This window comes from Variovorax sp. GW822-FHT04A09, from assembly GCF_058801005.1.
Window position 1 is genome coordinate 364,411 of sequence record NZ_JBXAMV010000003.1, and the last position, 24,471, is coordinate 388,881.

The 24,471-nt window shown below is 67.8% G+C and carries 24 protein-coding genes; 14 read left to right on the plus strand and 10 right to left on the minus strand.

The annotated features are described in order from the left end of the window. Positions 1 to 14: 14 nt before the first annotated feature. Complete coding sequence (locus AC1RLW_RS18155) at positions 15 to 2,087, minus strand: carbon starvation CstA family protein (RefSeq protein ID WP_095744137.1); 2,073 nt, start codon at positions 2,085 to 2,087, stop codon at positions 15 to 17. A gap of 230 nt (positions 2,088 to 2,317) precedes the next feature. Between AC1RLW_RS18155 and AC1RLW_RS18160 the strand changes: the two genes are divergently transcribed. The 9 genes from AC1RLW_RS18160 to AC1RLW_RS18200 all read left to right on the plus strand — a co-directional run bounded on the left by AC1RLW_RS18160 (position 2,318) and on the right by AC1RLW_RS18200 (position 12,408). Further along, complete coding sequence (locus tag AC1RLW_RS18160) at positions 2,318 to 2,722, plus strand: type IV pilin protein (protein WP_492694332.1); 405 nt, start codon at positions 2,318 to 2,320, stop codon at positions 2,720 to 2,722. Then, positions 2,716 to 3,276 (plus strand): prepilin-type N-terminal cleavage/methylation domain-containing protein, encoded by a 561-nt coding sequence (locus AC1RLW_RS18165; RefSeq protein ID WP_493194326.1) that lies wholly within the window; start codon positions 2,716 to 2,718, stop codon positions 3,274 to 3,276. The genes AC1RLW_RS18160 and AC1RLW_RS18165 overlap by 7 nt, the downstream gene beginning before the upstream one ends. Then, positions 3,273 to 4,403: a PilW family protein gene (locus AC1RLW_RS18170; protein ID WP_447741932.1), complete on the plus strand. Its 1,131-nt coding sequence runs from the start codon at positions 3,273 to 3,275 to the stop codon at positions 4,401 to 4,403. Before AC1RLW_RS18165 ends, AC1RLW_RS18170 begins: the two co-directional genes overlap by 4 nt. Next, positions 4,400 to 5,017, plus strand: coding sequence for a pilus assembly PilX family protein (locus tag AC1RLW_RS18175; protein WP_493194328.1), 618 nt, complete (start codon positions 4,400 to 4,402; stop codon positions 5,015 to 5,017). Before AC1RLW_RS18170 ends, AC1RLW_RS18175 begins: the two co-directional genes overlap by 4 nt. A gap of 26 nt (positions 5,018 to 5,043) precedes the next feature. After that, the gene (locus AC1RLW_RS18180) at positions 5,044 to 8,142 is read left to right on the plus strand and encodes a pilus assembly protein (RefSeq protein ID WP_493194330.1); all 3,099 of its coding nucleotides are present in this window, start codon (positions 5,044 to 5,046) and stop codon (positions 8,140 to 8,142) included. Positions 8,143 to 8,158: 16 nt separating this feature from the next. Further along, positions 8,159 to 8,683 (plus strand): GspH/FimT family pseudopilin, encoded by a 525-nt coding sequence (locus tag AC1RLW_RS18185; protein ID WP_493194332.1) that lies wholly within the window; start codon positions 8,159 to 8,161, stop codon positions 8,681 to 8,683. A gap of 119 nt (positions 8,684 to 8,802) precedes the next feature. Then, complete coding sequence (locus tag AC1RLW_RS18190; RefSeq protein WP_493194334.1) at positions 8,803 to 9,651, plus strand: DUF6502 family protein; 849 nt, start codon at positions 8,803 to 8,805, stop codon at positions 9,649 to 9,651. Next, positions 9,648 to 11,009: a DUF5666 domain-containing protein gene (locus AC1RLW_RS18195; protein WP_493194336.1), complete on the plus strand. Its 1,362-nt coding sequence runs from the start codon at positions 9,648 to 9,650 to the stop codon at positions 11,007 to 11,009. Before AC1RLW_RS18190 ends, AC1RLW_RS18195 begins: the two co-directional genes overlap by 4 nt. A 106-nt stretch (positions 11,010 to 11,115) precedes the next feature. After that, positions 11,116 to 12,408 (plus strand): FAD-dependent oxidoreductase, encoded by a 1,293-nt coding sequence (locus AC1RLW_RS18200; protein WP_493194338.1) that lies wholly within the window; start codon positions 11,116 to 11,118, stop codon positions 12,406 to 12,408. Positions 12,409 to 12,430: 22 nt separating this feature from the next. Here AC1RLW_RS18200 and AC1RLW_RS18205 read toward each other — a convergent pair whose 3' ends face one another. From AC1RLW_RS18205 to AC1RLW_RS18220, 4 genes are all read right to left on the minus strand, one after another. Further along, positions 12,431 to 12,988, minus strand: a complete 558-nt coding sequence (locus AC1RLW_RS18205) for a C40 family peptidase (RefSeq protein ID WP_354343237.1) — start codon at positions 12,986 to 12,988, stop codon at positions 12,431 to 12,433. A gap of 105 nt (positions 12,989 to 13,093) precedes the next feature. After that, positions 13,094 to 13,741 carry a DUF938 domain-containing protein gene (locus AC1RLW_RS18210; RefSeq protein WP_493194339.1) on the minus strand — a complete coding sequence of 216 codons (648 nt, stop codon included), beginning with the start codon at positions 13,739 to 13,741 and terminating at the stop codon, positions 13,094 to 13,096. A gap of 160 nt (positions 13,742 to 13,901) precedes the next feature. Continuing rightward, positions 13,902 to 14,564 carry a tRNA-uridine aminocarboxypropyltransferase gene (locus AC1RLW_RS18215; protein ID WP_493194341.1) on the minus strand — a complete coding sequence of 221 codons (663 nt, stop codon included), beginning with the start codon at positions 14,562 to 14,564 and terminating at the stop codon, positions 13,902 to 13,904. A 345-nt stretch (positions 14,565 to 14,909) separates the two neighbouring features. Beyond that, on the minus strand, positions 14,910 to 15,122 hold the full coding sequence (locus AC1RLW_RS18220; protein WP_493194343.1) for a hypothetical protein: 213 nt from the start codon (positions 15,120 to 15,122) through the stop codon (positions 14,910 to 14,912). A gap of 587 nt (positions 15,123 to 15,709) precedes the next feature. Between AC1RLW_RS18220 and AC1RLW_RS18225 the strand changes: the two genes are divergently transcribed. Together AC1RLW_RS18225 and AC1RLW_RS18230 are read left to right on the plus strand one after the other, a co-directional pair. Continuing rightward, the gene (locus AC1RLW_RS18225) at positions 15,710 to 16,450 is read left to right on the plus strand and encodes a Crp/Fnr family transcriptional regulator (RefSeq protein ID WP_493194345.1); all 741 of its coding nucleotides are present in this window, start codon (positions 15,710 to 15,712) and stop codon (positions 16,448 to 16,450) included. A gap of 12 nt (positions 16,451 to 16,462) precedes the next feature. Next, the gene (locus AC1RLW_RS18230) at positions 16,463 to 17,272 is read left to right on the plus strand and encodes a Crp/Fnr family transcriptional regulator (protein WP_493194346.1); all 810 of its coding nucleotides are present in this window, start codon (positions 16,463 to 16,465) and stop codon (positions 17,270 to 17,272) included. A gap of 19 nt (positions 17,273 to 17,291) precedes the next feature. On the opposite strand, the gene AC1RLW_RS18235 is transcribed toward AC1RLW_RS18230, so the two are convergent. Continuing rightward, entirely contained in the window at positions 17,292 to 17,552 is a 261-nt protein-coding gene (locus AC1RLW_RS18235; protein ID WP_062472160.1) for a DUF1488 family protein, read from the minus strand. 311 nt (positions 17,553 to 17,863) lie between these two features. Between AC1RLW_RS18235 and AC1RLW_RS18240 the strand changes: the two genes are divergently transcribed. After that, on the plus strand, positions 17,864 to 18,154 hold the full coding sequence (locus tag AC1RLW_RS18240; protein WP_157755132.1) for a hypothetical protein: 291 nt from the start codon (positions 17,864 to 17,866) through the stop codon (positions 18,152 to 18,154). 800 nt (positions 18,155 to 18,954) lie between these two features. Here AC1RLW_RS18240 and AC1RLW_RS18245 read toward each other — a convergent pair. After that, entirely contained in the window at positions 18,955 to 19,629 is a 675-nt protein-coding gene (locus AC1RLW_RS18245; RefSeq protein WP_493194348.1) for a response regulator transcription factor, read from the minus strand. Positions 19,630 to 19,634: 5 nt separating this feature from the next. After that, positions 19,635 to 20,999, minus strand: coding sequence for a cache domain-containing protein (locus tag AC1RLW_RS18250; protein ID WP_493194350.1), 1,365 nt, complete (start codon positions 20,997 to 20,999; stop codon positions 19,635 to 19,637). Between the two features lie 158 nt (positions 21,000 to 21,157). Between AC1RLW_RS18250 and AC1RLW_RS18255 the strand changes: the two genes are divergently transcribed. Beyond that, a complete protein-coding gene (locus AC1RLW_RS18255) occupies positions 21,158 to 21,901 on the plus strand; it encodes a LysM peptidoglycan-binding domain-containing protein (protein ID WP_139702767.1) in 744 nt (247 codons plus the stop codon). Positions 21,902 to 22,026: 125 nt separating this feature from the next. After that, entirely contained in the window at positions 22,027 to 22,326 is a 300-nt protein-coding gene (locus AC1RLW_RS18260) for a hypothetical protein (RefSeq protein ID WP_493194352.1), read from the plus strand. A 16-nt stretch (positions 22,327 to 22,342) separates the two neighbouring features. On the opposite strand, the gene AC1RLW_RS18265 is transcribed toward AC1RLW_RS18260, so the two are convergent. After that, positions 22,343 to 23,281: a VTT domain-containing protein gene (locus AC1RLW_RS18265; protein WP_062472168.1), complete on the minus strand. Its 939-nt coding sequence runs from the start codon at positions 23,279 to 23,281 to the stop codon at positions 22,343 to 22,345. A 148-nt stretch (positions 23,282 to 23,429) separates the two neighbouring features. Next, on the minus strand, positions 23,430 to 24,440 hold the full coding sequence (locus AC1RLW_RS18270; RefSeq protein ID WP_095946666.1) for an aldo/keto reductase: 1,011 nt from the start codon (positions 24,438 to 24,440) through the stop codon (positions 23,430 to 23,432). Positions 24,441 to 24,471: the final 31 nt, after the last annotated feature.

Here is a 24,471-nt window from a genome sequence, read left to right on the forward strand (position 1 = left end):
GTGCTTTCGCTCGGTCAGTGGGCGGCGGACGAAGCCGCGCCCATCGCCTCGAACGGCGTCTCCTGCGTGGTCGGCCGGTTGGCCGCGCGGGCCGCCAGGCAAGCCTTGATGCTGTAGACCAGCACGCTCAGCACCACGAAGATGAACAGCGCGCACAGCGCCGCGTCGAGCCGGTCGTTGAAGACGATGCGCGACATGGCTTCGGGCGTCTTGGCCGGCGCGATCAGCACGCCGTTGGCCAGGCCGTCGGCGTACTTGGCCGCGTGCGACAGGAAGCCGATCTTCGGATCGCTCGAGAAGATCTTCTGCCAGCCCGCCGTCAGCGTGCAGGCCAGCAGCCACACGGCCGGCGCCGCCGCCACCCAGGCGTAGCGCTCGCGCTTCATGCGGAACAGGACGACCACGCCCAGCATCAGCGCCACCGCGGCCAGCATCTGGTTGGAGATGCCGAACAGCGGCCACAGCGTGTTGATGCCGCCCAGCGGATCGACCACGCCCTGGTACAGGAAGTAGCCCCAGGCCGCCACGCACAGCGCGGTGGCGATCAGGTTGGCCGGCAGCGAGTCGGTGCGCTTGAGCGCGGGCACGAAGCTGCCCAGCAGGTCCTGCAGCATGAAGCGGCCGGCGCGCGTGCCGGCGTCCACTGCCGTGAGGATGAACAGCGCCTCGAACAGGATCGCGAAGTGGTACCAGAAGGCCATCATGGCCTGCCCGCCGATCACCTGGTGAAGGATGTGGGCCATGCCCACGGCCAGCGTCGGCGCGCCGCCGGTGCGCCCGAGGATGGTGGTCTCGCCCACGTCCTTGGCCGTCTGCAGCAGCATCTCGGGCGTGACCACGAAGCCCCAGCCGGAGATCGTTGCCGCGGCCTGTTGCACCGTGGTGCCGACCAGCGCGCCCGGGCTGTTCATCGCGAAGTAGATGCCCGGCTCGATGCACGAGGCCGCCACCAGCGCCATCACGGCGACGAACGATTCGGCCAGCATGCCGCCGTAGCCGATGAAGCGCGCGTGGCGTTCGTTGTCCAGCATCTTGGGCGTGGTGCCCGAAGAGATCAGCGCGTGGAAGCCCGAGACGGCACCGCAGGCGATGGTGATGAACAGGAACGGGAACAGGCTGCCCGACCAAACCGGGCCGTTGCCTTGCGCGAACTGCGTGATGGCGGGCATCTGCAGCGTGGGCATCACGACCACGATGCCGATGGCCAGCGCGATGATCGTGCCGATCTTCAGGAAGGTCGACAGGTAGTCGCGCGGCGCCAGCAGCAGCCACACCGGCAGGCTGGCGGCCACGAAGCCGTAGCCCACGAGCATCCAGGTGAGCGCCTTGCCGTCGAAGGTGAAGGCCGGGCCCCACACCGGGTGCTGGCTGACCCACTGGCCGCCGAAGATGGCCGCCATGAGCAGCACGAAGCCGATCACCGACACCTCGCCGATGCGGCCCGGGCGGATGTAGCGCAGGTACACGCCCATGAACAGCGCCACCGGAATCGTCGCGGCCACCGTGAAGCTGCCCCAGGGCGATTCGGCCAGCGCCTTCACCACGATCAGGGCCAGCACCGCCAGGATGATGATCATGATCATGAAGGTGCCGAACAGCGCGATCATGCCGGGCACCACGCCCATCTCCTGCTTGACCAGGTCGCCCAGCGAGCGGCCGTCGCGGCGCGTGGAGATGAACAGGATGATGAAGTCCTGCACCGCCCCCGCGAACACCACGCCCGCCAGCACCCACAGCAAACCGGGCAGGTAGCCCATCTGCGCCGCGAGCACCGGGCCCACCAGCGGGCCGGCGCCCGCAATGGCCGCGAAGTGGTGGCCGAACAGCACGTTCTTGTCGGTCGGCACGTAGTCCAGGCCGTCGTTGTGGCGGTGCGCGGGCGTCTTGCGGTTGGCGTCCAGCCCCAGCACCTTGTCGGCGATGAACAGGCTGTAGTAGCGGTAGGCGATCAGGTAGGTGCAGAGCGCGGCGGTCACGACCCAGAGGGCGTTGATGCTTTCCCCCCGGCTCAGGGCGACGGTGCCCAGCGCAAAAGCGCCGAGCACGGCCACGGCCAGCCACACCAGATGGCGGCGAATGTTGGGCATGCGGATGTCTCCTCGATATGAACCGGGCGAGTGTTCCCCGCCCGCCGCCGGGCCGCATCCGTCGAACTGCGCGGGCCGGGCGGGTGGAATTGCCTAATGGATAACCCCTATCCGCGCCCGGATCGCCTTCGCCGGACGGCCATCAGAAGCGCCGCAAAACCGTTGCGCTCACATTAGATGTGATAAATTCACATTCACTAACAATGTGAAACATCTCTGACGAGTCCACGATGACCCAGCATTCGCAGGCACGCGCCCCCCGCGGCTTCACATTGATCGAGGTCATGATCACGGTGGCCATCGTGGCCATCCTGGCGTCGATCGCCCTGCCCAGCTACCAGCAGTACATCGTGCGTTCGAAGCGCTCGGCGGCCCAGGCGCAGATGATGGACATCGCCAACCGGCAGCAGCAGTTCCTCATTGCCAACCGCGGCTACGCCGACAAGACGGCACTGACTGCCAGCGGCTACAGCCTGCCCGCCGAAGTCAGCAGCAACTACAGCTACGACGTCGCGCTGCAGGAGTCCGGCCCGCCCACCTTCGCGATCACCTTCACCGCAATCGGCAGCCAGGTGGGCGACGGCAACCTCGGGCTCACCAGCGAAGGCGTGAAGACGCCGGCCAACAAATGGTGAGCCCCGCCCTGCGGCGCCAGCGCGGCGCCACGCTGATCGAAGTGCTGGTCACCCTGCTCGTGTTGGCCTTCGGCCTGTTCGGCCTCGTGGGGCTGCAGGCCCGGCTGCAGGCCTCCGAGATGGAGTCGTACCAGCGCTCGCAGGCGCTGATCCTGCTCAACGACATGGCCAACCGCATCGCCATCAACCGCCGCGTGGCGGCCAGCTACGCCACCAGCGCACCGCTGGGTGGCACCGATGCCTGCCCCACCGGCACCGGCACGCGCCAGCAGATCGACGCCAGGGAGTGGTGCAACGCGCTGCAGGGCGCGGCCGAGTTCTCGGGCAACGACAAGCTGGGCACCGTGATCGGCGGGCGCGGCTGCGTGGAAGACATGGGCAACAACGAGTACCTCGTGACGGTCGCCTGGCAGGGCCTGGGGCCGATCTCGGCGCCGCCGGCCGGCGTGGCCTGCGGCAAGGACCTCTACGACGGCGGCACCGGCTCCAAGTGCATCAACGACCTGTGCCGCCGCACCGTGACCACGCTCGTGCGCATCGGATCGCTCTCATGAACCCGCGCCCCACCGCACGCCGCGCCCAGCGCGGGCTGACGCTGATCGAGCTGATGGTGGCCATCACCATCATGCTCATCGTGATGGCCGCGCTGCTCACGCTGTTCCTCAACGTGAGCGGCTCCCAGCGCGAGATGGAACGCGTCAACCGCCAGATCGAAACCGGGCGCCTGAGCATCTTCGTGCTCGAGAACGAGATCTCGCACGCGGGCTTCTGGGAAAACTACATGCCCGAGTTCGACGACCTCACGGTCAGCGCCGCGCCCACGCACGTGCCCACCGGCAACGTGCCCGACCCGTGCCTGGCCTACTCGGCGGCGAACTGGACCGAGGACTACAAGCGCCAGCTGCTCGACCTGCCCGTGCAGGTCTACAGCAGCGTGCCGGCCACCTGCACCGACCTGCTGACGCACCACAAGACCGGCACCGACATCCTCGTGGTGCGCCATGCCGAAACCTGCCTGCCCGGCACGCCCCATTGCGACGCCGACGTGGCCGGCGCGATGTACTTCCAGTCGTCGCTGTGCGGCACGCAAAAGCCCTCGTCGTTCGACCTCTCGACCGGCGCCTTCGACCAGATGTTCCTCAAGGACTGCACCACCCCTTCGCCCAAGCGCAAGCTGGTGGCCGACATCTACTACGTGCGCGACTACGCCGAGGCCGAAAACGACGGAATTCCCACGCTGGCACGCTCGCGCTTCGACCTGGTGGGCGGCACGCTCGCGCAGCAGCCGCCCACGGCGCTGATCGAAGGCGTCGAGGGCTTTCGCGTCGAGCTCGGCCTGGACACGCTGAGCAAGACCGGCGCCGCCGTCAACTATGCCCAGGCCATCGCCTGGGCCGACCCGGCGAACAAGTCCACCCCGTCCAACCGCGGCGACGGCAGCCCCGACGGCGCCTTCGTGCACTGCGGCGCGACCTGCACCGCCGACCAGCTGGTCAACGCGGTGGCCGTGAAGCTGTATGTGCTCGCGCGCGCCACCACCATCTCGCCGGGCCACACCGACACGCGCAGGTACCAGATGGGCGCCGCCACGCTCGCGCCGTTCAACGACCACTACAAGCGGCACGCGTTCGCGACCACCGTGCGCCTGACCAACGTCACCGGCCGGAGGGAAACGCCATGAAGCCACGCGCGCACGCCGGCCGCTCCACCCAGACCCAGCGCGGCGCCGCGCTGATCATCGGGATGATCATGCTGCTGCTGATCACGCTCGTGGTCACCGCCGCCTTCAACCTCAGCGGCGCCAACCTCAAGGCCGTGGGCAACCTGCAGACCCGCAACGAAGCCGTGGCCGCCGCCAACCGCGCGATCGAGGAGGTCGCGGCCAGCCTGCTGGTGCCCGGCAGCGACGGCACCCCGTCGCTCGCGCCGCCGCAGGGCACCGTGAGCATGGTCGACATCAACAACGACGGAGTGGACGACTACACGGTCACCGTCGCCCCGCCCGTGTGCGTGCGCGCCACCAAGGCGGTCGACAGCAGCGGCGGCGGCAGCACGGGCCCGGGCGGCATCACCGGCGGCGCGTCCAGCAGCGGCTCGGGGCTCGCGGCCCTGCCCGACCAGTACAACACCGTGTGGGACATCAGCACCACCGTGACCGACACCGCCCCCGGCACCACCGGCACCACCACCTCCGTGCGCCAGGGCGTGCGGGCGCTGCTCAACAAGGCGCAGTTCGAAGCGCTGTGCGCGCCGCCGCCGGTCGCGCCAGCCGAACCCGCGCCGGCCGCCTCTTGAACCACGACGATGAACGGGTCCCCGCCATGACAAGGAAACTACTCACCACGCTGTGGGCCGCCGTGCTGCTCGCGCTGCCGATGCAGGCTGCGCAGGCGGAGGACATCGATCTCTTCGCGGGCTTCAACCCCAGCGCCGCCCAGGCTCCGAACGTGCTGTTCGTGCTGGACAACACCGCCAACTGGAACCAGCCCTTCACCGACGAGATGAAAGCGCTCGCCGACGCCTTCGGCAAGCTGAAGGACGGCAATTTCAAGATCGGCCTGATGATGTTCACAGAGACCGGCCAGGGCAACTCGAACAGCGACGGCGGCTACGTACGCGCCGCGGTGCGCACGCTCGACGCTGGCACCAAGGACACGTACCGCGACATGATCCGCAGCCTCGACAAGCTCGGCGACAAGTCCAACGGCGGCAAGGCCGGCAAGACCATGGCCGAGGTCTACCGCTACCTGGCCAGCGCCGCGCCCATCGCCGGCAACGGCAAGCTCAAGGCCGACTACAGCGGCAACGTGAACGGCACCGCGGCGTCGAAGGCCATCTACGGCCTGCCGCGCAATGCATTGGACGGCTTCAACGGCAGCAGATACGTCGGTCCGAGTACCGAGAACTGCATCGGCACCTTCGTCATCTACATCAGCAACGGTGCGGCGCAAGACAACAGCAGCGACAACCAGCTGTCCAACGCGGCGCTGCGCGCCGCCGGCGGCGACACGACGCAGATCACGTTCAGCCCCAGCGGCTCGCAGGACAACACGGCCGACGAATGGGCGCGCTTCCTGCAAACCAGCATGGGCGTGAAGGTCTACACCATCGAGGCCGCCAAGGCCGACAAGGGCCAGGGGCCGGGCTGGACCGCGCTGATGCAAAGCGTCGCCAAGCAGGGCAAGGGCGCTCACTACGATCTCACGGATCGCCAGGCCGAGCCCGATCTCGGCAAAGCGCTTGCCGAGGCGTTCGACGACATCTTCAGCAAGATCCAGTCGGTCAACAGCGTGTTCTCCTCGGTGAGCCTGCCCGTGAGCGTGAACACCCAGGGCACCCACCTGAACCAGGTGTTCGTCGGCATGTTCCGCCCCGACGGGAACGCGTTCCCGCGCTGGAACGGCAACCTCAAGCAGTACAAGCTCGGACTGGACGGCAGCAGCCAGCTGGTTCTGCAGGACGCGAACAGCAATGACGCGATCGAGAGCGGCTTCATCGCCCCCTGCGCCCGCAGCTTCTGGTCACCCTCCGCCAACGACAACGACGCCTACTGGAGCTTCCGGCCATCCGGCGATTGCATCGGCAAGGAAGCCGCGGACGGCCCCGACGGCAACGTGGTGGAAAAGGGCGCGCAAGCCCGCATGCTGCGAGGGAGCCTGCCGGCCAGCCGCAACATGAAGACCTGCACGGCCGGCAACTGCACAGCGCTCACCGCATTCAACGACGACGCTGTCACCAACCTTGCACTCGGCGTAGCAACAGACGCTGACCGCACCCGGCTCGTCAACTGGGCGCGCGGCCTCGACAACAAGGGCGATGACCGGGCCCTGGCTGACGGCACGCTGGTGACCACGGACGGAATGCGTCCCTCCGTGCACGGCGATGTGGTTCATTCACGGCCGGTCGCCATCGACTACAGCACCACGCCCGCCACCGGCACCACCAGAACGCCCCAGGTGGTGGTGTTCTACGGTGGCAACGACGGCGTGCTGCGGGCCGTCAACGGCAACCGCAACACCGCCATCAACGGGATCGCCGCGGGCGCCGAGCTGTGGTCCTTCATGCCGCCCGAGTTCTATGGCAGCCTCAAGCGGCTGTACGACAACACCACGCGCATCAATTTCCCCGGCCTGCCGGTCAGCCTGGGCGCGGTGGCCCCCAAGCCCTACGGCATGGACGGTCCGGTCTCGGCCTACCGCCAGGGCAGCAACACCTGGCTTTTCGCCAGCATGCGCCGGGGCGGCCGACAGATCTACGCCTTCGACGTTTCCTCCCCCACAACGCCCACGCTGAAGTGGCGCAAGGGCTGCCCGAACCAGAACAACGACACCGGCTGCGACACCGGCTTCGAAGGCATCGGCCAGACCTGGTCGGCCCCGAAGGCTTTGCGGGCCAGCGGCTACGGCGGCGGCAACAGCCCGCTGCTGATCTTCGGCGGTGGCTACGACAAGTGCGAGGACGCCGACGTCGGCCCATCCGACACGGCTGTCTGCGGCGCGAACACCAAGGGAAACGGGATCTACCTGCTCGACGCCGATACCGGCGCGCGGATCAGTGTGTTCGCCACCGCGCGCCCGGTGGTCGGCGAAGTCACGGTCGTCTCCGACGCGCTCGGTATCGCCAAGATCGCCTACGCCGCCGACCTGGGCGGCAACGTCTACCGCATCAAGATCGGCACCGCGGCACCGTCCGCCTGGGAGTTCAAGAAGATCGCCTCGCTCGGCTGCGACACCGTGACCACCTGCACGCCCAACCGCAAGTTCATGTTCGGCCCCGACGTGCTGGAGGACACCGGCTCCTACGTCGTGCTGCTGGGCTCGGGCGACCGCGAGAAGCCGCTGCGCAGCTACGCTGCGGCGCTCAGCGTGGCCAATCGCTTCTACATGCTGGTGGACAAGCCCACCGACGACAACTGGCTGACCAGCGAGGGCATCCTCACCCGCTGCGGCACCGGCACCAGCAACGAACTGCTGTGCCATGCCTCGCTGCAGGCCATCACCCCTACCAGCAACCCGACTTCCGCCGACCTCGCCACCAAGAAGGGCTGGTACCTCACCCTCGCTCCCGGCGAGCAGGTCGTGACCGGCTCGGTGACCGCCTACGGCAACACCACCTTCAACACCCACACGCCCACCGTCCCCAGCACGCTGACGTGCAAGCCCGACCTCGGCACCGCGCTGGTCTACAACGTCTCGTACGTCAACGCCGCGGCCCAGAGCCCCCTCGGACGCTTCCAGAACGTGGTGGGCGGCGGCCTCGCGCCCACGCCAGTCGTGGGCCGGGTCGAACTCGACAACGGCAGCATCCGCGACGTGGTGATCGGCGCCAGTCCCAATTCCTTCCTCAGCCCCAAGGGCACCGCCCCCAAGGCCGCCTTCAAGCAGCCCAAGGGCCGGGTCTACTGGTTCATCCAGAAGTAAAGCCGTGCACCCGCGCATGCGCAACCACCACCCCAGGCAGGCCCGCACCCGGCCGCGCGGCTTCACGCTCATCGAGCTGATGGTCACGCTGGCCGTGCTGGTGGTGCTGATCGCCATTGCCGTGCCCTCGTTCGACGGCATCCGGCTGTCCACCCGCCTGAGCAGCTACAGCACCGCGCTGGTCGCGGGCAGCCAGCTGGCGCGCAGCGAGGCCATCAAGCGCAACGCCCCCGTCACCCTGTGCGCCTCGGCCAACGGCACCAGCTGCAGCACCAACGGGCAGTGGGAAGCAGGCTGGATCGTGCGCAGCGACACGCAGGTGCTGCGCGTCGAGCCCGCGGCCGCCAGCGGCTACCGGCTGCGCGAGGCCGATGGCGCCAGCGCCATCGTGTTCCAGGCCACCGGCCTGGGCGCCGGCCGGAGCAGCATCACCATCTGCCGCGCCACCCCGAGCGCCGACCAGTCGCGCGCCGTGAGCATCAGCGCCACGGGGCGCACCACCGTCACCCGGGCGAGCGGCGGCACCTGCGCCACGACCTGACCCCGGCCGGCCGAGGGGGTCCGCCGGACGAACGACAATAGCGCCCTGTGGCAAGCCCGGGCGCCGGTCCCGCCTCTCTTGCCTTGACGACCATCACCAGGAACAACGCTCCCGCATTCATGGAACACCGGCTGGACTGGGCCCTTGCCGCCTGCGCTCGCATCCTCAGGCCCGTCGTCCGGCTGGCGCTGGGCATGGGCGTCAAGCACCCGCACCTCGAAGCCCTGCTGCGCGACCTGCTCATCGAGGAAGCCCAGCGCACCTGGCGCGCCCAGGGCGTGACCAAGCCCAACCTCAGCCAGATTTCGGTCACCACCGGGCTGAACCGCAAGGTCGTCACCGCCAAGGTCCGCGCCACCGTCGACCCGCTGCCCCACACCGAGCTGTCAGCGGCTGCCAAGACTTTTACGTTGTGGTTACAGATGACCACCGACGACGACACCCTGCGCCGCCTGCCCGTCGTCACCGAGGGTGACGGGCCGTCGTTCGAGCGCGTGGCCCGCCTGGCCAGCCGGGGCAACGTGCACCACCGCACCATCCTCGACGAGCTGGTGCGCCTGCAGATGGTGGCCGAGAGCGACGGCACCGCCGAACTCACGGCCGACGGCTTCGTGCCGGTGGAAGACCTGCAGTCGATGCTCGCCTTCCTGGGCGACAACGGCCGCGACCACCTGCTGGCCGCCGTCTCCAACACCCTGGGCGAGACGCCCCGCATGCTCGAGCGCGCCGTGTACGCGCGCGGGCTCACGCTGGCCGACTGCACGGCCATCGAACGCCTCGTGCGCGAACGCTGGGCCGGCCTGCACCACGAGCTGGCCCGCGAGATGACCGAAGCCGTCGACCGCGTGCCCCCCGAGGCCAAGGCCTCCGCGAAGGCGCGCATCCGCGTCGGCATCTACACGTATTACGAAGACGAAGAAGGCGCGCCCGCCCCCGGCGCGCCCCAGCACAACGAGTCCCCCCGATGAACACGCCTCCCCTCTCCTTGCGACTCGTGCGCGGCCTGCTGATGGCCGGCGCCATGGCCCTGCTTCTGTCCTGCGGGGGAGGCGGCGGTGGCGGCGGCACATTGGGTTTCGGCACCGCCGGCACCACGGCCACCGGCAACGGGGGTGGGGGCGGTGACGGCGGCTCGGGTGACGCCGGCTCCGGCAGCGGCACGGGCAACGGCAGCACCGGAAGCACGGGCGGCGGCGACAGCACCGCCAGCAACACCAACGGCGACGGCTCGGGCGTGGGCTCCGGCGGCACCGGCGTGACCGCCGACGCCGCCGGCATCGGCGCGGCCGACGGCCTGGGCAGCGTGATCCTCAACGGCCTGCGCTACAACACCGACAGCGCCACCTTCAGCCTCGAGGACACCACCGAGCTGCAGATCGGCATGAGCGCGCGCATCGCCGGCAAGGTCGACGCCGACTTCAACAACGGCATCGCCGCCACGGTCGTCTCGGCCGCCGAGTTGCGCGGCGCCGTGTCGGCCATCGACCTGAAGGACGGCAGCTTCACCGTCATGGGCGCCCGCGTGACCACCGACAACGCCACCGTCTGGGGCGACGCCAAGGGCGCCGCCGACCTCGTCGACACCGCCGTGGTGCAGGTGTGGGGCCTGCCCGCCGCGCCGGGCATCCTGCGCGCCACGCGCGTGCAGGTGGCGCCCACCACCACCGCCCCGCTGGTGACCGGCACCGTGCAGAACCTCGACCGCGGCGGCCAGCAGTTCACGCTCGGCCTGCTGACCGTCGACTTCGCCAGCGCCGCCTTCGGCCCCGGCATCGACGCCGCCAGCCTGGCCAACGGCGCCATCGTGCGCGTGCGCGGCACGGCGGCACCGGCCGCCGGCCGCTTCACCGCCACCCAGGTGCAGGGCTGGTACGCCATTCCCTCGGCCGACGGCATCGCGCTGCAGCTGGCCGGCGTAATCACCGACTTCGCCGCGCTCGGCGACTTCCGCGTCCTGGGCAACAAGATCGACGCGCGCAACGCCCAGATCACCGGCGGGCCCAGCGGCTCCATCGGCAACGGCGTGAAGGTCGAGGTCGACGGTTTCCTCTCGGGCCAGGTGCTCGTGGTCAAGAAACTGCGCATCCGCCACGTGCCCGGCACCGGCGGTCCGGTGTCGTTCACCGTCATCGGCGCCATCGGCGGCTACGTGTCGGCCGCCGACTTCACCGTGCGCGGCCAGCGCGTGGATGCCAGCGGCTCCGGTACCATCTTCGAAAACGGCACCGCCGTGGACCTGGGCAACGGCAAGCGCGTGACCGTCGTCGGCGACCGCGTGGTCGACGGCGTGCTCATCGCTCAGCGCGTGAGCTTCACGCAGCCCTGAGGTCCGGGCCCCGGCGGTCCGGCCGCGCAGTGCGTGCACCCAGGGTGCACGCACCGCGCACCCCACAGGCCACGCCACCCATGGCGCGACCGGATCGATCGGAGCCATGGACACCCACACCACCTCTGCGCCCGCTCCTGCCACGTCGCCCCGCTGCTGCATCGCCGGCGGCGGCCCGGCCGGCATGGTGCTGGGCCTGCTGCTTGCGCGCGCGGGCGTGCCCGTCGTCGTGCTCGAGAAACACCTCGACTTCCTGCGCGACTTCCGGGGCGACACCGTGCACCCCTCGACCCTCGAAGTGCTGCACGAACTCGGCCTGCTCGACGCCTTCCTGCAGCGCCCGCACAACCGCATCGAAGAACTGCGCGGCACCTACGAAGGCCGCGGCGTGACCATTGCCGACTTCAGGCGGCTGCCCACGTACGCCCGCTTCCTGGTGCTCATGCCGCAGTGGGAGTTCCTGGACTTCATGTGCGACGAGGCGCGGCGCTACCCCGGCTTCGAGCTGTGGACCGACGCCGAGGCCGTCGGCCTGCTGCAGGACAAGGGCCGCGTCAACGGCGTGAAAGTGCGCGTCGGCGCCCGCAGCCCCGACAGCGGCGGCCCGAAGGACATCGAGCTGCACGCCTCCCTCATCGTGGCCGCCGACGGCCGCCACTCCACCCTGCGCGACGCCGCGGCGCTGCCGCACATCAGCTACGGCGCGCCCATCGACGTGCTGTGGATGCGCATTCCCAAGCTCCCCGGTGACCCCGAAGCCACTGGCGGCCACATCGCGGCGGGCCACCTCCTGGTGACGCTCAACCGCGGCGACTACTGGCAGTGCGCCTTCGTCATCCGCAAGGGCGGCAGCGCCGAACTGCAGTCGCGCGGCATTGCCGCCTTCCACGCCGAGATCGCACGCATCGCGCCCTTCTTCGCCACGCGCCTGCCCGAGGCCCTGCCCGACTGGGAGGCCGTGAAGCTGCTCGAAGTGACCGTCGACCGGCTCGAATCGTGGTCGTGTCCCGGCCTGCTGTGCATCGGCGACGCCGCGCACGCCATGTCGCCCGTGGGCGGCGTCGGCATCAACCTCGCCGTGCAGGACGCCGTGGCCGCCGCCAACCTGCTGGCCGCGTCGCTGGCTGGCAGCGCCACCGACAAGGAGATCGACAACCTGCTGCCCCAGCTGCAGCGCCGCCGCGAATGGCCCGTGCGCGTCACCCAGGCCGCGCAGCGCCTCGTGCAGGACCGCGTGCTGATGCCCGTGCTCAGCCGCAAGGCAGCTGCATCGACCGCGCCCCGCCCCATGCCCTGGGCCCTGCGCCTGCTGGGGCGCTGGCCGTGGCTGCGCACCCTGCCCGCGCGCGCCGTGGGCATCGGCGTGCGGCCGGAACACGTGCGGTCGCCGCGCGCGTAACGCGCGAGCCGGGTTCGCCGGATCAGCCGGGCCGGCGCGCCTGCGTCGGCTGGCGCGACCAGTACACGCCGTCGAGCCGGTCGAGCCGCACCTCGCCGCCCGTGGACGGCGCGTGCACGAAACGCCCGTCGCCCACATAGATGCCCGCATGCGTGGGCGACGCCGAGCCGAACAGCACCAGGTCGCCCGAGCGAAGCTCCGACATCGGCACCGGCCGGCCGAAGCCCGCCATGCGCGACACCGTGCGCGGCGGCACCTGTCCCACGCTGTGGCGGTACACGTAGCCGATGAGCCCGCTGCAATCGAACCCGCCTTCGGGCGAGTTGCCGCCATAGCGGTACGGCGTGCCGACCAGCCCCAGCGCATGGATCGTGATGCTGTTCGACTGCTCCGACGTCAGCGGCGGGATGTTGCTGCTGGGCACCGAGCCGCCGGGCGTGCGCGCGGGCGGCGGGCTCGCGCAGCCGACGGCCAGGAGGCAGGCGGTGACGGCGGGGATCAGTCGGAACAGGAGCCGCTGCTGCAGCAGCGACAGCGATGCGGGGGAATGAGGAGGCGTCGGCAATGGTGTGTCGAGCATGGGCGCAGGCCGGTCTTGTGGACGTGGCCCGACTCTAGCGCGAGTGGGCCGGATCGCAATGCAGAGCCCCTTGGCGGGCGACAACGCCCTCGCCCGTCCTCGTCATCAACTGAAGCCGAAGACCAGCAGCAGGTTGTTCGCAGGCAGCGCGTGCCGCTCGCGCAATGCGAGGCCGACACGGCGCGCTTCTGCCACCACGTCGTCGAGCCGGCGAATGCCCCACGCGGGATTGCGCGCGCGCAGGTCTTCGTCGAATGCCAGATTGCTCGGCGCCGTGGGGCCGTGCTGCGCTTCGTCTTCGAAGTAAGGCCCGTAGGTGATCAGCACGCCGGTGCCGGCACGCAGATGCCGCGCGGCGCCGGCCATGAGCGCGGCGCAAGTGGGCCAGGGTGCGATGTGCAGCATGTTGGCGCAGTAGATGGCGTCGAACTTTTCCTCTTCTTTGCCTTCTTGAGCGAACGCGGGACCTTGCGACGGCCACTGCGGCGCCATCACGTCGAGCAGCAGCGGTGGACGCAGATTGGGCAGCGCGGCTTGCTCGACGCGACTGGTGATCGCGGGGAGCGAGCGGGCGTCTGCGTCGGTGGGCTGCCAGGTCCATGAAGGCATGGTGGCGGCGAACCAGGCGGCGTGTTGGCCTGTGCCGGAGGCGATTTCCAAGGCGGTGCCGCGCTCACCGAGGATGCGGGTCAGGGCATCGAGGATGGGTTGCTTGTTGCGGTCGGCGGCGGGGCTGAAGGGAAGGTCGGGCATCACGAGAAGCTTCGGGCAGGTACAACTTACAGGGTATCAAAGCAAGATCGCTCAGATCCGTTTCGTAGTTCCGCAATGTCGGCAATGCAGCGATTGCCGTCGTTGGCGCCTGCGAGACGAATAGGTACTACCGGCCAAAACCGGCCATTCACCTGGTCGCTTAAATGAACCCTGTATCCCTTGATCGAGGGCAGGGCTTGTCGGTTTGCGCGTTTCGCTGCCCGCCAGCCTGCTCCAAGTACTCGACAAACCCGTCGAAGGCATTCAACAAGGGCTGGAACCGCGCCGCACCGCCTTCCAGTTGGCACAAGGCGGAGCAGGTCGCCTCCAGCGTGGACAGTTGGTCGGGCCCATGGGCTTTGCGGATACGGTAGTGCGAAGGCGGCAGGTTGTGCAGGGCCAAGCGGGGCAACTGTTGCAGTGGCGGGCTTTGGTAGAGCATCTTTCGGCTTTTGCGCCAGGTGCCGTCCAGCACGACCAGGCGCAGGCGCGACGGGGCTTGCGGCCACTCGGGCGGTAGCGGGGGTGGGACTCGCAGGTCCGGGGCGGTATCTTGCAGACTGTCCGGGTACAGCAGCAGCGTGTGCTTGCCGTCCTCCGGCCAGACGGGTACGGCAAATGCCTCACCCACCACCAAGCGGCAGTGCGCCAAGCTGAGGTGCAGCAGGCGGGCACTGCCTTTGGCCTGGTGTACCTCCAACGGGTGCTGCAGCACTAGTACCTCCACCGTGTGGGCAGTGGGCGCGACCCAGCGGCAAATGCAGGCGCTGAGCGGGCGCAGGCAAGCGGTGCACTGGGGGCGTGGGACTACAGCGGCGGACATGGTTGGGTTTTATTCAGCGTGCCTGGCTAGACAATGCGTGGAAGGAGATGTCTCTTAGTGGCGCGACGACCGGCAGCTTTGGACAATGTCGGAAGACCGCAGTGGGCCCTATGCCGTCCTACAACCAGCAGTCGGGAAAGTCCGCTTCGCAGCGATTGTAGAAATCGACTGCGAAGCGACGGACGTCTGCTTTGAGTTCAATGGCGCATCACACTCGCATGAGCCCATGTGCCCCCCAATCAAGATCGCCGGCCGTAAGCAAGGGGTAGCCTCCCGCGTCAGAAAAATCTACCCCCGAAAATCCCTGCTGCCATTCGCCGCCGACGTAGAGATCAATGCAGCCTCTCAGGGTTTTGAGAACTTCTTGTTGGGAAACCACCGGAAGATGTTGTCGCAGCGGTTGTTGGCGAGCCTCACGAACAGGTAGCCAGACTCTGCGTTGCCGAGCGCATCAACGGGGATTCCTGCGCCGCGAAGGGCTGCGACTTCGGCGTCCGCGTCAATGTCGAAGGGCAAGCTGAGAGTCACCGTCGCTATGTGCACGAGAAGCTTGGCCATGCTACGGGCTCAATGCGCTTGTTCCGATGCAGCATGCCTTTTGAGCGTCACGCGCATCACGGTGGCCCGGACTGAACAGACGACTCGCCCACGTGGGTACAACCGGGGGAGCAGAGATTCAGCCTCGATCAACCCCGCGCTGCGCAGCACTCCGCGCATTCGAGTCTCCTCCAGATCATCGGTCGGCACAGGCGGTCGCGCGCGGCAAAAGCGGCGGAGCAGATGTATAGGCATTGGATTTCCCGGGTCTGTGTTGAGCGGCAGTGTTGACTGCTGAGAACTTGCGGCCACCCAACCATGTGCCCGAAACCTGCGCACCGGTCGGTGCAGGATTCGGGGCAATTGACGGCCGTACAAGCAAGTGCGCGCCAGGTTCTCGGTGTCGATTTCCGCGGGGCTCATGGCGTACATGGGGTTGCTCTCCAAAGCGAGGTTCTGGGGGGCCCACGCTAGCCAGAAAGTGAGTCCCTGACTGTTCGCTGGCGCACCAAGCCCCCCCAAAAAAATGTCCCGGCGATTGGTACGCCAGCGCACAGACGCCGGATTTCAGTCGCAGAATCATGAAAATTTGGAAGCAGATCTCGCCCATGGCATTGCCTCCTCATTCTTCTTCGTTGCGTCGGGCCGCTGCACACAACGAACTGCTGGATGCCATCCCTCTCGAGGTGATGGCCCGAATGGAGCCGTTCCTGGAATTGGTGCCGCTGCGTCTCGGGGAGGTGCTCTACGAGTCGGGGGTGGTGCAGCGACACGTTTTCTTCCCCGTCGATTGCATCGTCTCGCTGCTGTACGTGCTGGAGAACGGGCAGTCGGCGGAGATCGCGGTCGTCGGCTTCGAAGGCATGGTGGGCGTGTCGCTCCTGATGGGCGGAGGTAGCACCCCCAATCGTGCCGTGGTGCAAAGTGCTGGCAAGGCCTTCAGGCTGAGTGCCACCCACGTTCAGGAGCTGACGGAAAAGGGAGGGCCGTTGCTTCACCTCTTGCTGCGCTACACCCAATCGCTCATCACCCAGATGTCGCAAACGGCGGTGTGCAACCGGCATCATTCGCTCGAGCAGCAGCTGTGCCGCTGGCTGTTGTTGAGCCTGGACAGATTGCCGGGCAATGAACTGGTCATGACGCAGGAACTGATCGCCAACATGCTCGGCGTGAGACGCGAAGGCGTGACGGAGGCGGCAGGCAAATTGCAGCGTCTGAACCTGATCAAGTACGCGCGAGGTCACATCACGGTGCTCGACCGCCCGGGCCTGGAACAGCAGGTGTGTGAATGCTATGAGGTCGTGAAGCGCGAAACGGATCGGCTGCTGCCTCGCCAAGTGGCAAGCTGATTCGCCGCGCCGATGCTCACGCTCGGTGCGCCGCCGCACAGACGTGAGCCATCGCATCGGCAACAATGCGGCGGGTCACGCATTTTCGCGCTGGCCCCTCTCAACAGGGGCTCTGTGACATCCCATCCGACCCGCCCCATTCACAACCGTCTGCTCGAAGTGCTGCCGCCGATGGTCAGGGCGCGTCTGCTCGAAAAATGCGAGAGCGTGCCACTGGCCGCGGCCCAGACGCTCTATGAGCCGGGCGATGTCATCCACCACATTCACTTTCCCACGAGCGCCTTTGTTTCGCTGGTTTCCACGGCGGATGGCCACGACGGTCTGCAAACAGGCTTGGTGGGCAACGAGGGCGCCTTGGGCTACGAACTGTCGCTGGGTGTTCAGAGCGCACCGTTGCGAGCGTTCGTTCAAGGCGGCGGTCTGGCCTGGCGCCTGACAGCGCAGTCCTTTGCTCAGGAACTGGAGCACAACACGATGCTCAGGCGTGTTCTCAACCGCTACGTCTGTGTGCTGCTGATGGAGCTGGGTCGCTCGGGCCTGTGCAACCGCTTCCATCTGATCGAGGAGCGCCTGGCGCGCTGGCTACTGACCACGCAGGATTGCGCGCACTCCGCACACCTGGCACTGACTCATGAAGTACTGGGTCGCATGCTGGGGGTGCGCCGGGTCGGCATCACCAATGCAGCGACGGCACTGCACGAGCGTCGGCTGATCGAATACCGCCGCGGCGCCATCACGATCACGGATCGCCAGGGACTGGAAAATGCGGCGTGCGATTGCTATCGGGCCAACCAGCGCAACTACGCACGGTTGATCTCATGACAGGCGGCCTTCCTGCCATTCACACGGCAGGAACATGAAGATCGTTCTCTCGCAGCATCACCGGCTCCATGGCTCCCTGTGAGAGACGCCGCCGCACCGCAGCTTCAATCTCTTCGACATGGTGGCCGAAGGTTTCAAGCGGATCGGCGCTCTCGGATGTGTGAAAGTGATAGCGCAGCGCTTGGCTCCCGACGCTGGCACTCACGAACCGGTTGCCTTCCAGGTCCACCCAGAAGCGGACGGAGCCAGAGGCATCATGAAAGTAGGGAGCATCGGACATTGCGAGAATCTTTCTTGGGGGCGGCTGTGCACTATCACACGCTTGGCGCTTCGCGGCCGTAAGACAACGGGAGTTGATCGCTCCGCAGGCCCAAGTGCTTGGCCTTTGCCATGAAATCCAGCGAGGTGACGGCCCGCCGGCATCGAGGCGCCGCTCTTGATGGGCGGGTGCTTAAGCTTCCTCTACCAGCGCCGGATGGCCGTCAACCAGATCATGGCGCGCCTTCTGTTTTCGGTCTGTGCGCCAGCGCACGGTCGAAAAATCTCCTGCGCGGTAGTGTGGCGGCTTCAACTTCTTCAACGGAGGGGCCCATGACACCTTCCCAGTTCACCGCCGAGTCGCTGCTTCGGACTTACCTCAGTGGGCGCAGCATGCCGAAAATCCTTCGTGACGCCATTGTGTGGTCGATCGAAGTTCGACTGGCCAGGGGCGACACGCCGACGCTCGACGAGACGCTGCGAACTGACATCGACAACCATGCTGTAGAGCCTCCTGGGCAACCGACCGTATGTGCCTTGTTGCGTCGCTTTGGCGAGACTGAAGACACAACGCATGCGCGCAGTCGCCCAAGCCACAGAGCGTTTGGAACCTCCGTTTATTGACACGAGTGCACCGGCTGGTTCGTATCTACTTCAGTCAGACGGCCCGGGCAGATTTGCGAGGTGGAAGTCCGCGCCGGGTCGCAAAGCCGCCCTCGATGCATATCGCCCCGAGCGGCAGCAATCAGTCTGAAGCAGCCACCCCGGTATCCAATACCGGCGCCAAACTCTCACCCTCCCCCACTCTCCTGAAACAACGCCGCCGCATCCCGCGCCAGATCCGAAGCGATCCAAAGCAGGTTGTCCCGATGCCCTGCCCCCGCATCTTCGAACCATCCATCGCCGGCGCCGTGGCAGCACCACAGCAGTGAGTTCAGTTGCTCCAGCTTGCACTCCAGCAGGTCCGCTGCGCTAGGGGTGGTCGCGTGGGGAGGGGTCGCCCCGGTAGCCCGGGCCATAATTCGTTTAGCCATTGGTGTGCTCGCTTTCCAAAGTTTGTGCACGTCATTTGGTTAGACGGTCATGGTGTTCGCGCACCGTGGCCGTCGCCTTTTGTGCCTCACGTTCGCATCGATCGATCTGCATCGATGGCCCGCCGTGAGGCGAAGCGGTTCATTCATTCACTCAATCAGTCAGTCAGTCAGTGGTCCGTGGTGTGGTGTGTGCTGCCCTCCTCGCCCACATGGCGGGTCGTTTCGTCACAGGGGCATTCACTGTAGAGAAGTCCTGCCCGGCACAGAGAGAAATTTCGCCGAGGAATGCGCGGTTCGCGCAAGTAATCGCGCTGCGGCAGCGGCGATTCACAAAGCCCTGACAGTCAGGCCCTGAAGGCAGGGCCCAAGCCCCGCATCGACAGCAGCGCCTCAGCCCTGCCCGCCGAACTCCCGCGCGTGCTCCACCGCGTACTTGATGAGCTCCGCCTGCCCTTCGATGCCCAGGCGCCGCTTGATGCTCTGGCGGTGCGCCTCCACGGTGCGCACGCTCAGGCCGAGGTCGCGCGCGATCTGCTTGCTCGATTCGCCGCGGCCGAGCGCGCTCAATATCTCGCTCTCGCGCGGCGTGAGCAGCGGGCGCGGGGTCTGGTTGCGAAAGAGTTTCTTCGACACGGCCGGGCTCAGGAAGGTGCCGCCCGCCGACACGGCCTCGATGGCCGCCACGATCTCCGCCGCCGGCGCGTCTTTCAGCACGTAGCCGCGCGCGCCGACCTGCAAGGCCTTCTGCACGTACTCGGGGTTGTCGTACATGCTGAGCATCACGATGTGCGGCGCGGGCTGGTGCTGCTGTTGTTGCAGCAGCAGCGCCGCCAGCTCGATGCCGTTCATGTCCTTCATGCCCACGTCCATGAGCACGAGGTGCGGCTGCGCGGGGCCGATGAGTGCCAGCGCCTCGGCCGCGCTGCCGGCCTCGCCCACGATCTCCAGGCCGGGCATGGCGCCCAGGCGCGCACGCAGGCCGTCGCGCACCAGCGGGTGGTCGTCGACCAGGAACAGGCGCACAACCACGGGGGCAGCGGGAGCAGCGGCGGAGTCTTCTTTCATGGCCGCTATTCTGGCTTTGCGCGCCGCACGGGCACTTCGGCCACGATGGACGTGTGGCCCCGGCCCGAGCGCATGCGCAGCCGGCCTTCGATGGACTCCATGCGCTCGCGCATGTTGCGCAGGCCGATGCCGCGCTGCGGGTCGAGCTGCATGGCCTCGACGTTGAAGCCGACGCCGTCGTCGCTGATCTCCAGGCGCACGGCCTCTTCGTCGAAGCCCAATGCAATGTGCACCTGCTGCGCACGCGCGTGTTTGCGCACATTGGTCAACGCTTCCTGCGTGACACGAAAGAGCGCGGTCTTGGCTTCTTGCGACAGCTCGAAGGGTTCGCCCTCGACCATGATCGATGCGTCCACGCCGCCTTCTTCACCGAACTCGGCGCCCAGGCGCTCCAGCGCGGCGGGCAGGCCCAGGGTGTCGAGCAGCGCGGGGCGCAGCCGGTGCGAGATGCGGCGCACCTCGGTGAGCGAATCGTTCAGCCGCTGCAGTGCCTTGCCGAGCGCGGGCGGCGGCGACTGGTGCGCGCGGTCGAGTTGCTCCACGGCCGATTCGATCAGCAGCTTGGCCGACACCAGCGTCTGGCTGGTACCGTCGTGCAGCTCGCGCGCGAGGTGGCCGCGCTCTTCTTCCTGCGACTGCACCACGCGGCGCGCGAGCAAGCGCAGCTTGGCTTCGGCCGTGCGGTGCTCGCTGAGGTTGAGCAGCAGCCCGGCCGCGCTGACCACGCCCAGGCACAGCGCAGCGATGCCGGCGATCCACAGCAGCGTGGCGGTGACGTTGGCGTTCATCTGCCGGTCGAGGGTGTCCATGGTCGACTGGATGTCGTCCAGGTACAGGCCGGTGCCGACCATCCAGTTCCAGCGCGGCAACGCGGTGACGTAGCCGAGCTTGGGCGCCATCTGCGCGCTGGAGGGCTTGCGCCATTCGTACTCGACATAGGCGCCGCCCTTGTCGCGCGCGCCCTTGATCAGCTCCTGGATGGTGAAGCGGCCATGCGAATCGCGCAGGCCCCACAGGTTCTGGCCGACCAGCTCGGGCTGGCGCGAGTGCATGAGCGAGTTGCCGTCCATGTCGTAGACGAAGAAGTAGCCGTCGTCGCCGTAGTTGAGCGTGGCCAGGCGGCGCAGGGCTTCGGTGCGCGTGGCCTCGTCGTCCAGGCCCGACTCGTACAGCGGCAGCAGGTTGCTCACGGCCAGGTCGACATAGCTGCGCAGCTCGCTGCGGCGCTGGGCCATGTAGCTGCGCTCGATGAGCGCCCGCTCGCGCTGGGCGAGGTCGTGCTCCTGGTGACGCACAGCCAGGGCCACGAGCACCAGCGCGACCAGCAGGGGCGCAACGGCCAGCGCGACGATCTTGGTGCGGAGGTTCATCGGGGAGGGAGACTACCACCGGGGGTGGGCGGGGAGCTGACCTCGCGGCTTCGCGGAGAAATTCCGGGGAAGAAGGACCGGGTGACGTTGGGTGACAGTGTGCAGCGCCGAACCGGCCTACAACACGGGGACATCAACAAACGGAAGAGGGAGCACGTATGCGCAAGACGCAGAAGACGACGGCAGCCGAGACAGAGAATGAAGGCTGGAAGCGCGGCATCGACAACGCCGACGACAAGTGGAACAGCCACGACTGCGAGATCCGCTCGGCCGTCCATGAATACGACATGCACCTCTCTCGAACCAAGGGCTACGTCCCGTTGGACTGGCGCCTGGTGAAGGCCATGCTGTGGGTCGAAACGGGGGCCAAACGGCCGCAGTGGAAGACCCGCCCGATGCAGATCGGCAATACAGGAGATCTGGGCCTCCAGGCGCTGCTGGGTGGCAAGGACGGCGGTGACCTGATCCTCCCGCCCTCTTACCGCAGAAGCCTCTCCGTCGACGGCGTGCGCCGCGCGCCTGCCGACAACATCCGGGCGGGCATCGGCTATCTGCTGCTGCGCATGGCCAATTTCTCCTTTCAGAGCGTGCCCGATGCAGACACCCGCACCCATCAGGTCGTCGTGAAAGCTGGCGATACCCTGAACAGCATCGCCAGAGCGAAAGGCAGCACGCCAGAGGTGATGAAGCGGCTCAATCCGTCCGCACACATGCTTCGGCCCGGCGAGGTGCTGCACTACCAGAGGGCCTCGGTTCAGAGGGTCATCACAGGCTGGAAGCCCATCACGGTATCGGGAGCGGCAACTTACTACAACGTGGATGGCGATGCGACGTATGCAGACAAGCTCGGCTATGCCTTGGCGGCCGTTCGCAGAGGCTCCGAGGCAACCGCATGCAAGTAGGCCGAAACATCGGGCGGCGTCTCCTGGCACTCGCCTGCTCAGCAGTTATGGCTGGTCCCGCGCACGCCCACACATTCACCGGGAAGTTCACCGGCACGGGCCGGGCATGCAACGGCGTACTCCACGTGCGCAGCCAGACCATCGAATGGCGTTCGAGTTTCAGCCGCTGCGCACGCAGCAGCTACGAGGTGCTGGACACGAGCCGCCCCGGCGAACCCGGGCGGATGGCCTTTCGCTTCAAGGCACGCGACGCCAAGTGCCTGTACGAAGTGGTCGCGCTCGAACAGGTGGACGGCACCGACTGGACGGCGGACGGCTATCCCTCGCTGGAGGCCTACCGAAAGAAGGACGTCCCCGGCTGGCAGAACTCGCCCCTGCCCGCCCGACTCGTTCTGCAGTGCCCGATGACACAACAGCTGCGATGAGCAGCTGCGAAGCGGGTCAGTGCAGGCTCGTCGGCCGCCCCGAAGCCACCCACGCATCGAGCCCCCCCGTCAGCGGCAGCGCCCGCCGCGCCCCGCGCGCCAGCAGCACGCGCGCGGCCTGCGCGGCCGAGACCTCGTTGGGGCAGTTGCAGTACAGCACCACGTCGCGGTCGGGGTCGATGGTGAGGTCCAGGTTGCGCTGCTGCAGCGCCTTGAGGGTGTACGACAGCGCGCCCGGAATGCGGCGCGGGTCGACCTGCACGCCGGCTTCGCCGCGCACGTCGATCACCAGCGGCGGCACGTCGCCGCTCATCAGGTCGAACAGCTCGTCGACGCTGATGCGCGGCATGCCGGTGAGCCGCGCGAAGGCGCGGCGGCGCCAGTAGCGCACGGCGAGCATCACGAGCAGCACCACGCCCAGCGCAGCGGTGGCGATGCCGCCGGCCTGGGCCAGCACGGCGAGCACCTGCTGGATCTGGTCGCGAAAGAGCCAGCCCAGGCCGAGGAACAGGCCCGTCCAGACCAGCGCGGCCACGATGTCGAAGCCGACAAAGCGCCGCACCGACATGCCCAGCGCGCCGGCCATGGGCGGCGCCACCACGGACACGCCGGGCACGAACTTGGCGGCCACCAGCGACATGCCGCCCCAGTCCGAAATGAGCGACTCGCCGCGCCGCACGCAGGAGTCCTGCGACAGCGAGATGCGGCACAGCAGCCGCATGAAGCGGTAGCCGAAGCGGCGCCCGGCGTAAAACCACGCGCCGTCGCCCAGCAGGTTGGCGACCACGGCGGCCAGCACCACGCCGACCACCGACACGTCGCCCGCCGCCAGCAGCGCGCCGGTGACGACCAGCACGGCCGCGGCCGGCACGGGCAGGCCCAGGCGCGCGGCGAAGCTGGCGGCAAACACCACCAGGATCGCGTTCTGCACCAGCAGCGACATCAGCTGCGCCATGCGGGCCGCCGTTCGGTCGTTGCCGGGGGCCGCAGGGCGGCGCGCCGGGAAGGGGTGTGGGATGTGGTCATGCCGGGCGCGATTCTCCCGCATGGCCCAAGCACGTACTGCGCGCAGGCCATCCGGGGGCCGGCACGCATCCTTTCGCTCAGCGGGGTGCGTCGCCCTTGCGGTACTCGGCGGTGAGTGCGTCGAGCTTCTGCTTGAGCGCCGGGTCGAGCACGTAGCTGGCGGCGGCCACGGTGGCGTCGAGCTGCTCGGGGCGGCTAGCGCCCAGCAGCGGCGCGGTGATCAGCGGGTTGGCCATGACCCACGCCACGGCCAGCGTGGCCAGCGGCACGCCGGCTTCGTCGGCCAGCGCGTGCAGCTGGGTCACGGTGTCGAAGCTGCGGTCGTTCCAGTAGCGGTCCTGGTACATGCCGCCGGCGGTGCCGAGGGTGAAGCGGGTGTTCTCCTCGGGCTTGGCGCCGGGCTTGTACTTGCCGGTGAGCAGGCCGCCGGCCAGCGGGTTGTAGGGAATCACGCCCAGGCCCTCTTCGGCCGCGAGCGGCAGCAACTCGCGCTCGATCTCGCGGAACAGCAGGCTGTAGCGCGGCTGCACCGACACGAAGCGCGTGAAGCGGTGCAGCTCGGCCTTGCCCAGCGCGCGGGCCAGGCGGTAGGCCAGGAAGTTCGACACGCCGATGTAGCGCGCGCGGCCCGACTTGACGATGACGTCGAGCGCCTCGAGGCTTTCTTCGAGCGGGGTCTCGCGGTCGTCCATGTGCAGCTGGTACAGGTCGACGTGGTCGGTCTTCAGGCGCTTGAGCGAGAGGTCGATGGCGTCGAGCAAATGCTTGCGCGAGGCGCCCTGGTCCCAGGGGTTGGGGCCGACCTTGTTGACGGCCTTGGTGGCGACCACGAAGCGGCGGCGGCCGGCGGGGCCCTGCTTGTCGAGCCAGTTGCCGATGATCTCTTCGGTGCGGCCGGTGGTCTCGATGGTGCCGCCCAGCGGGTACACGTCGGCGGTGTCGAGGAAGTTGATGCCGGCGTCGGCGGCCTTGTCCAGGATCTGGTGCGACACGGCCTCGTCGGTCTGCAGGCCGAAGGTCATGGTGCCCAGGGCCAGGCGGGACACGGTGAGGCCGGTACGGCCCAGGCGGGTGGTGGGAATGCTCATGCAGGCTCGCTCCGAGAAGGTGGGAGAGGGA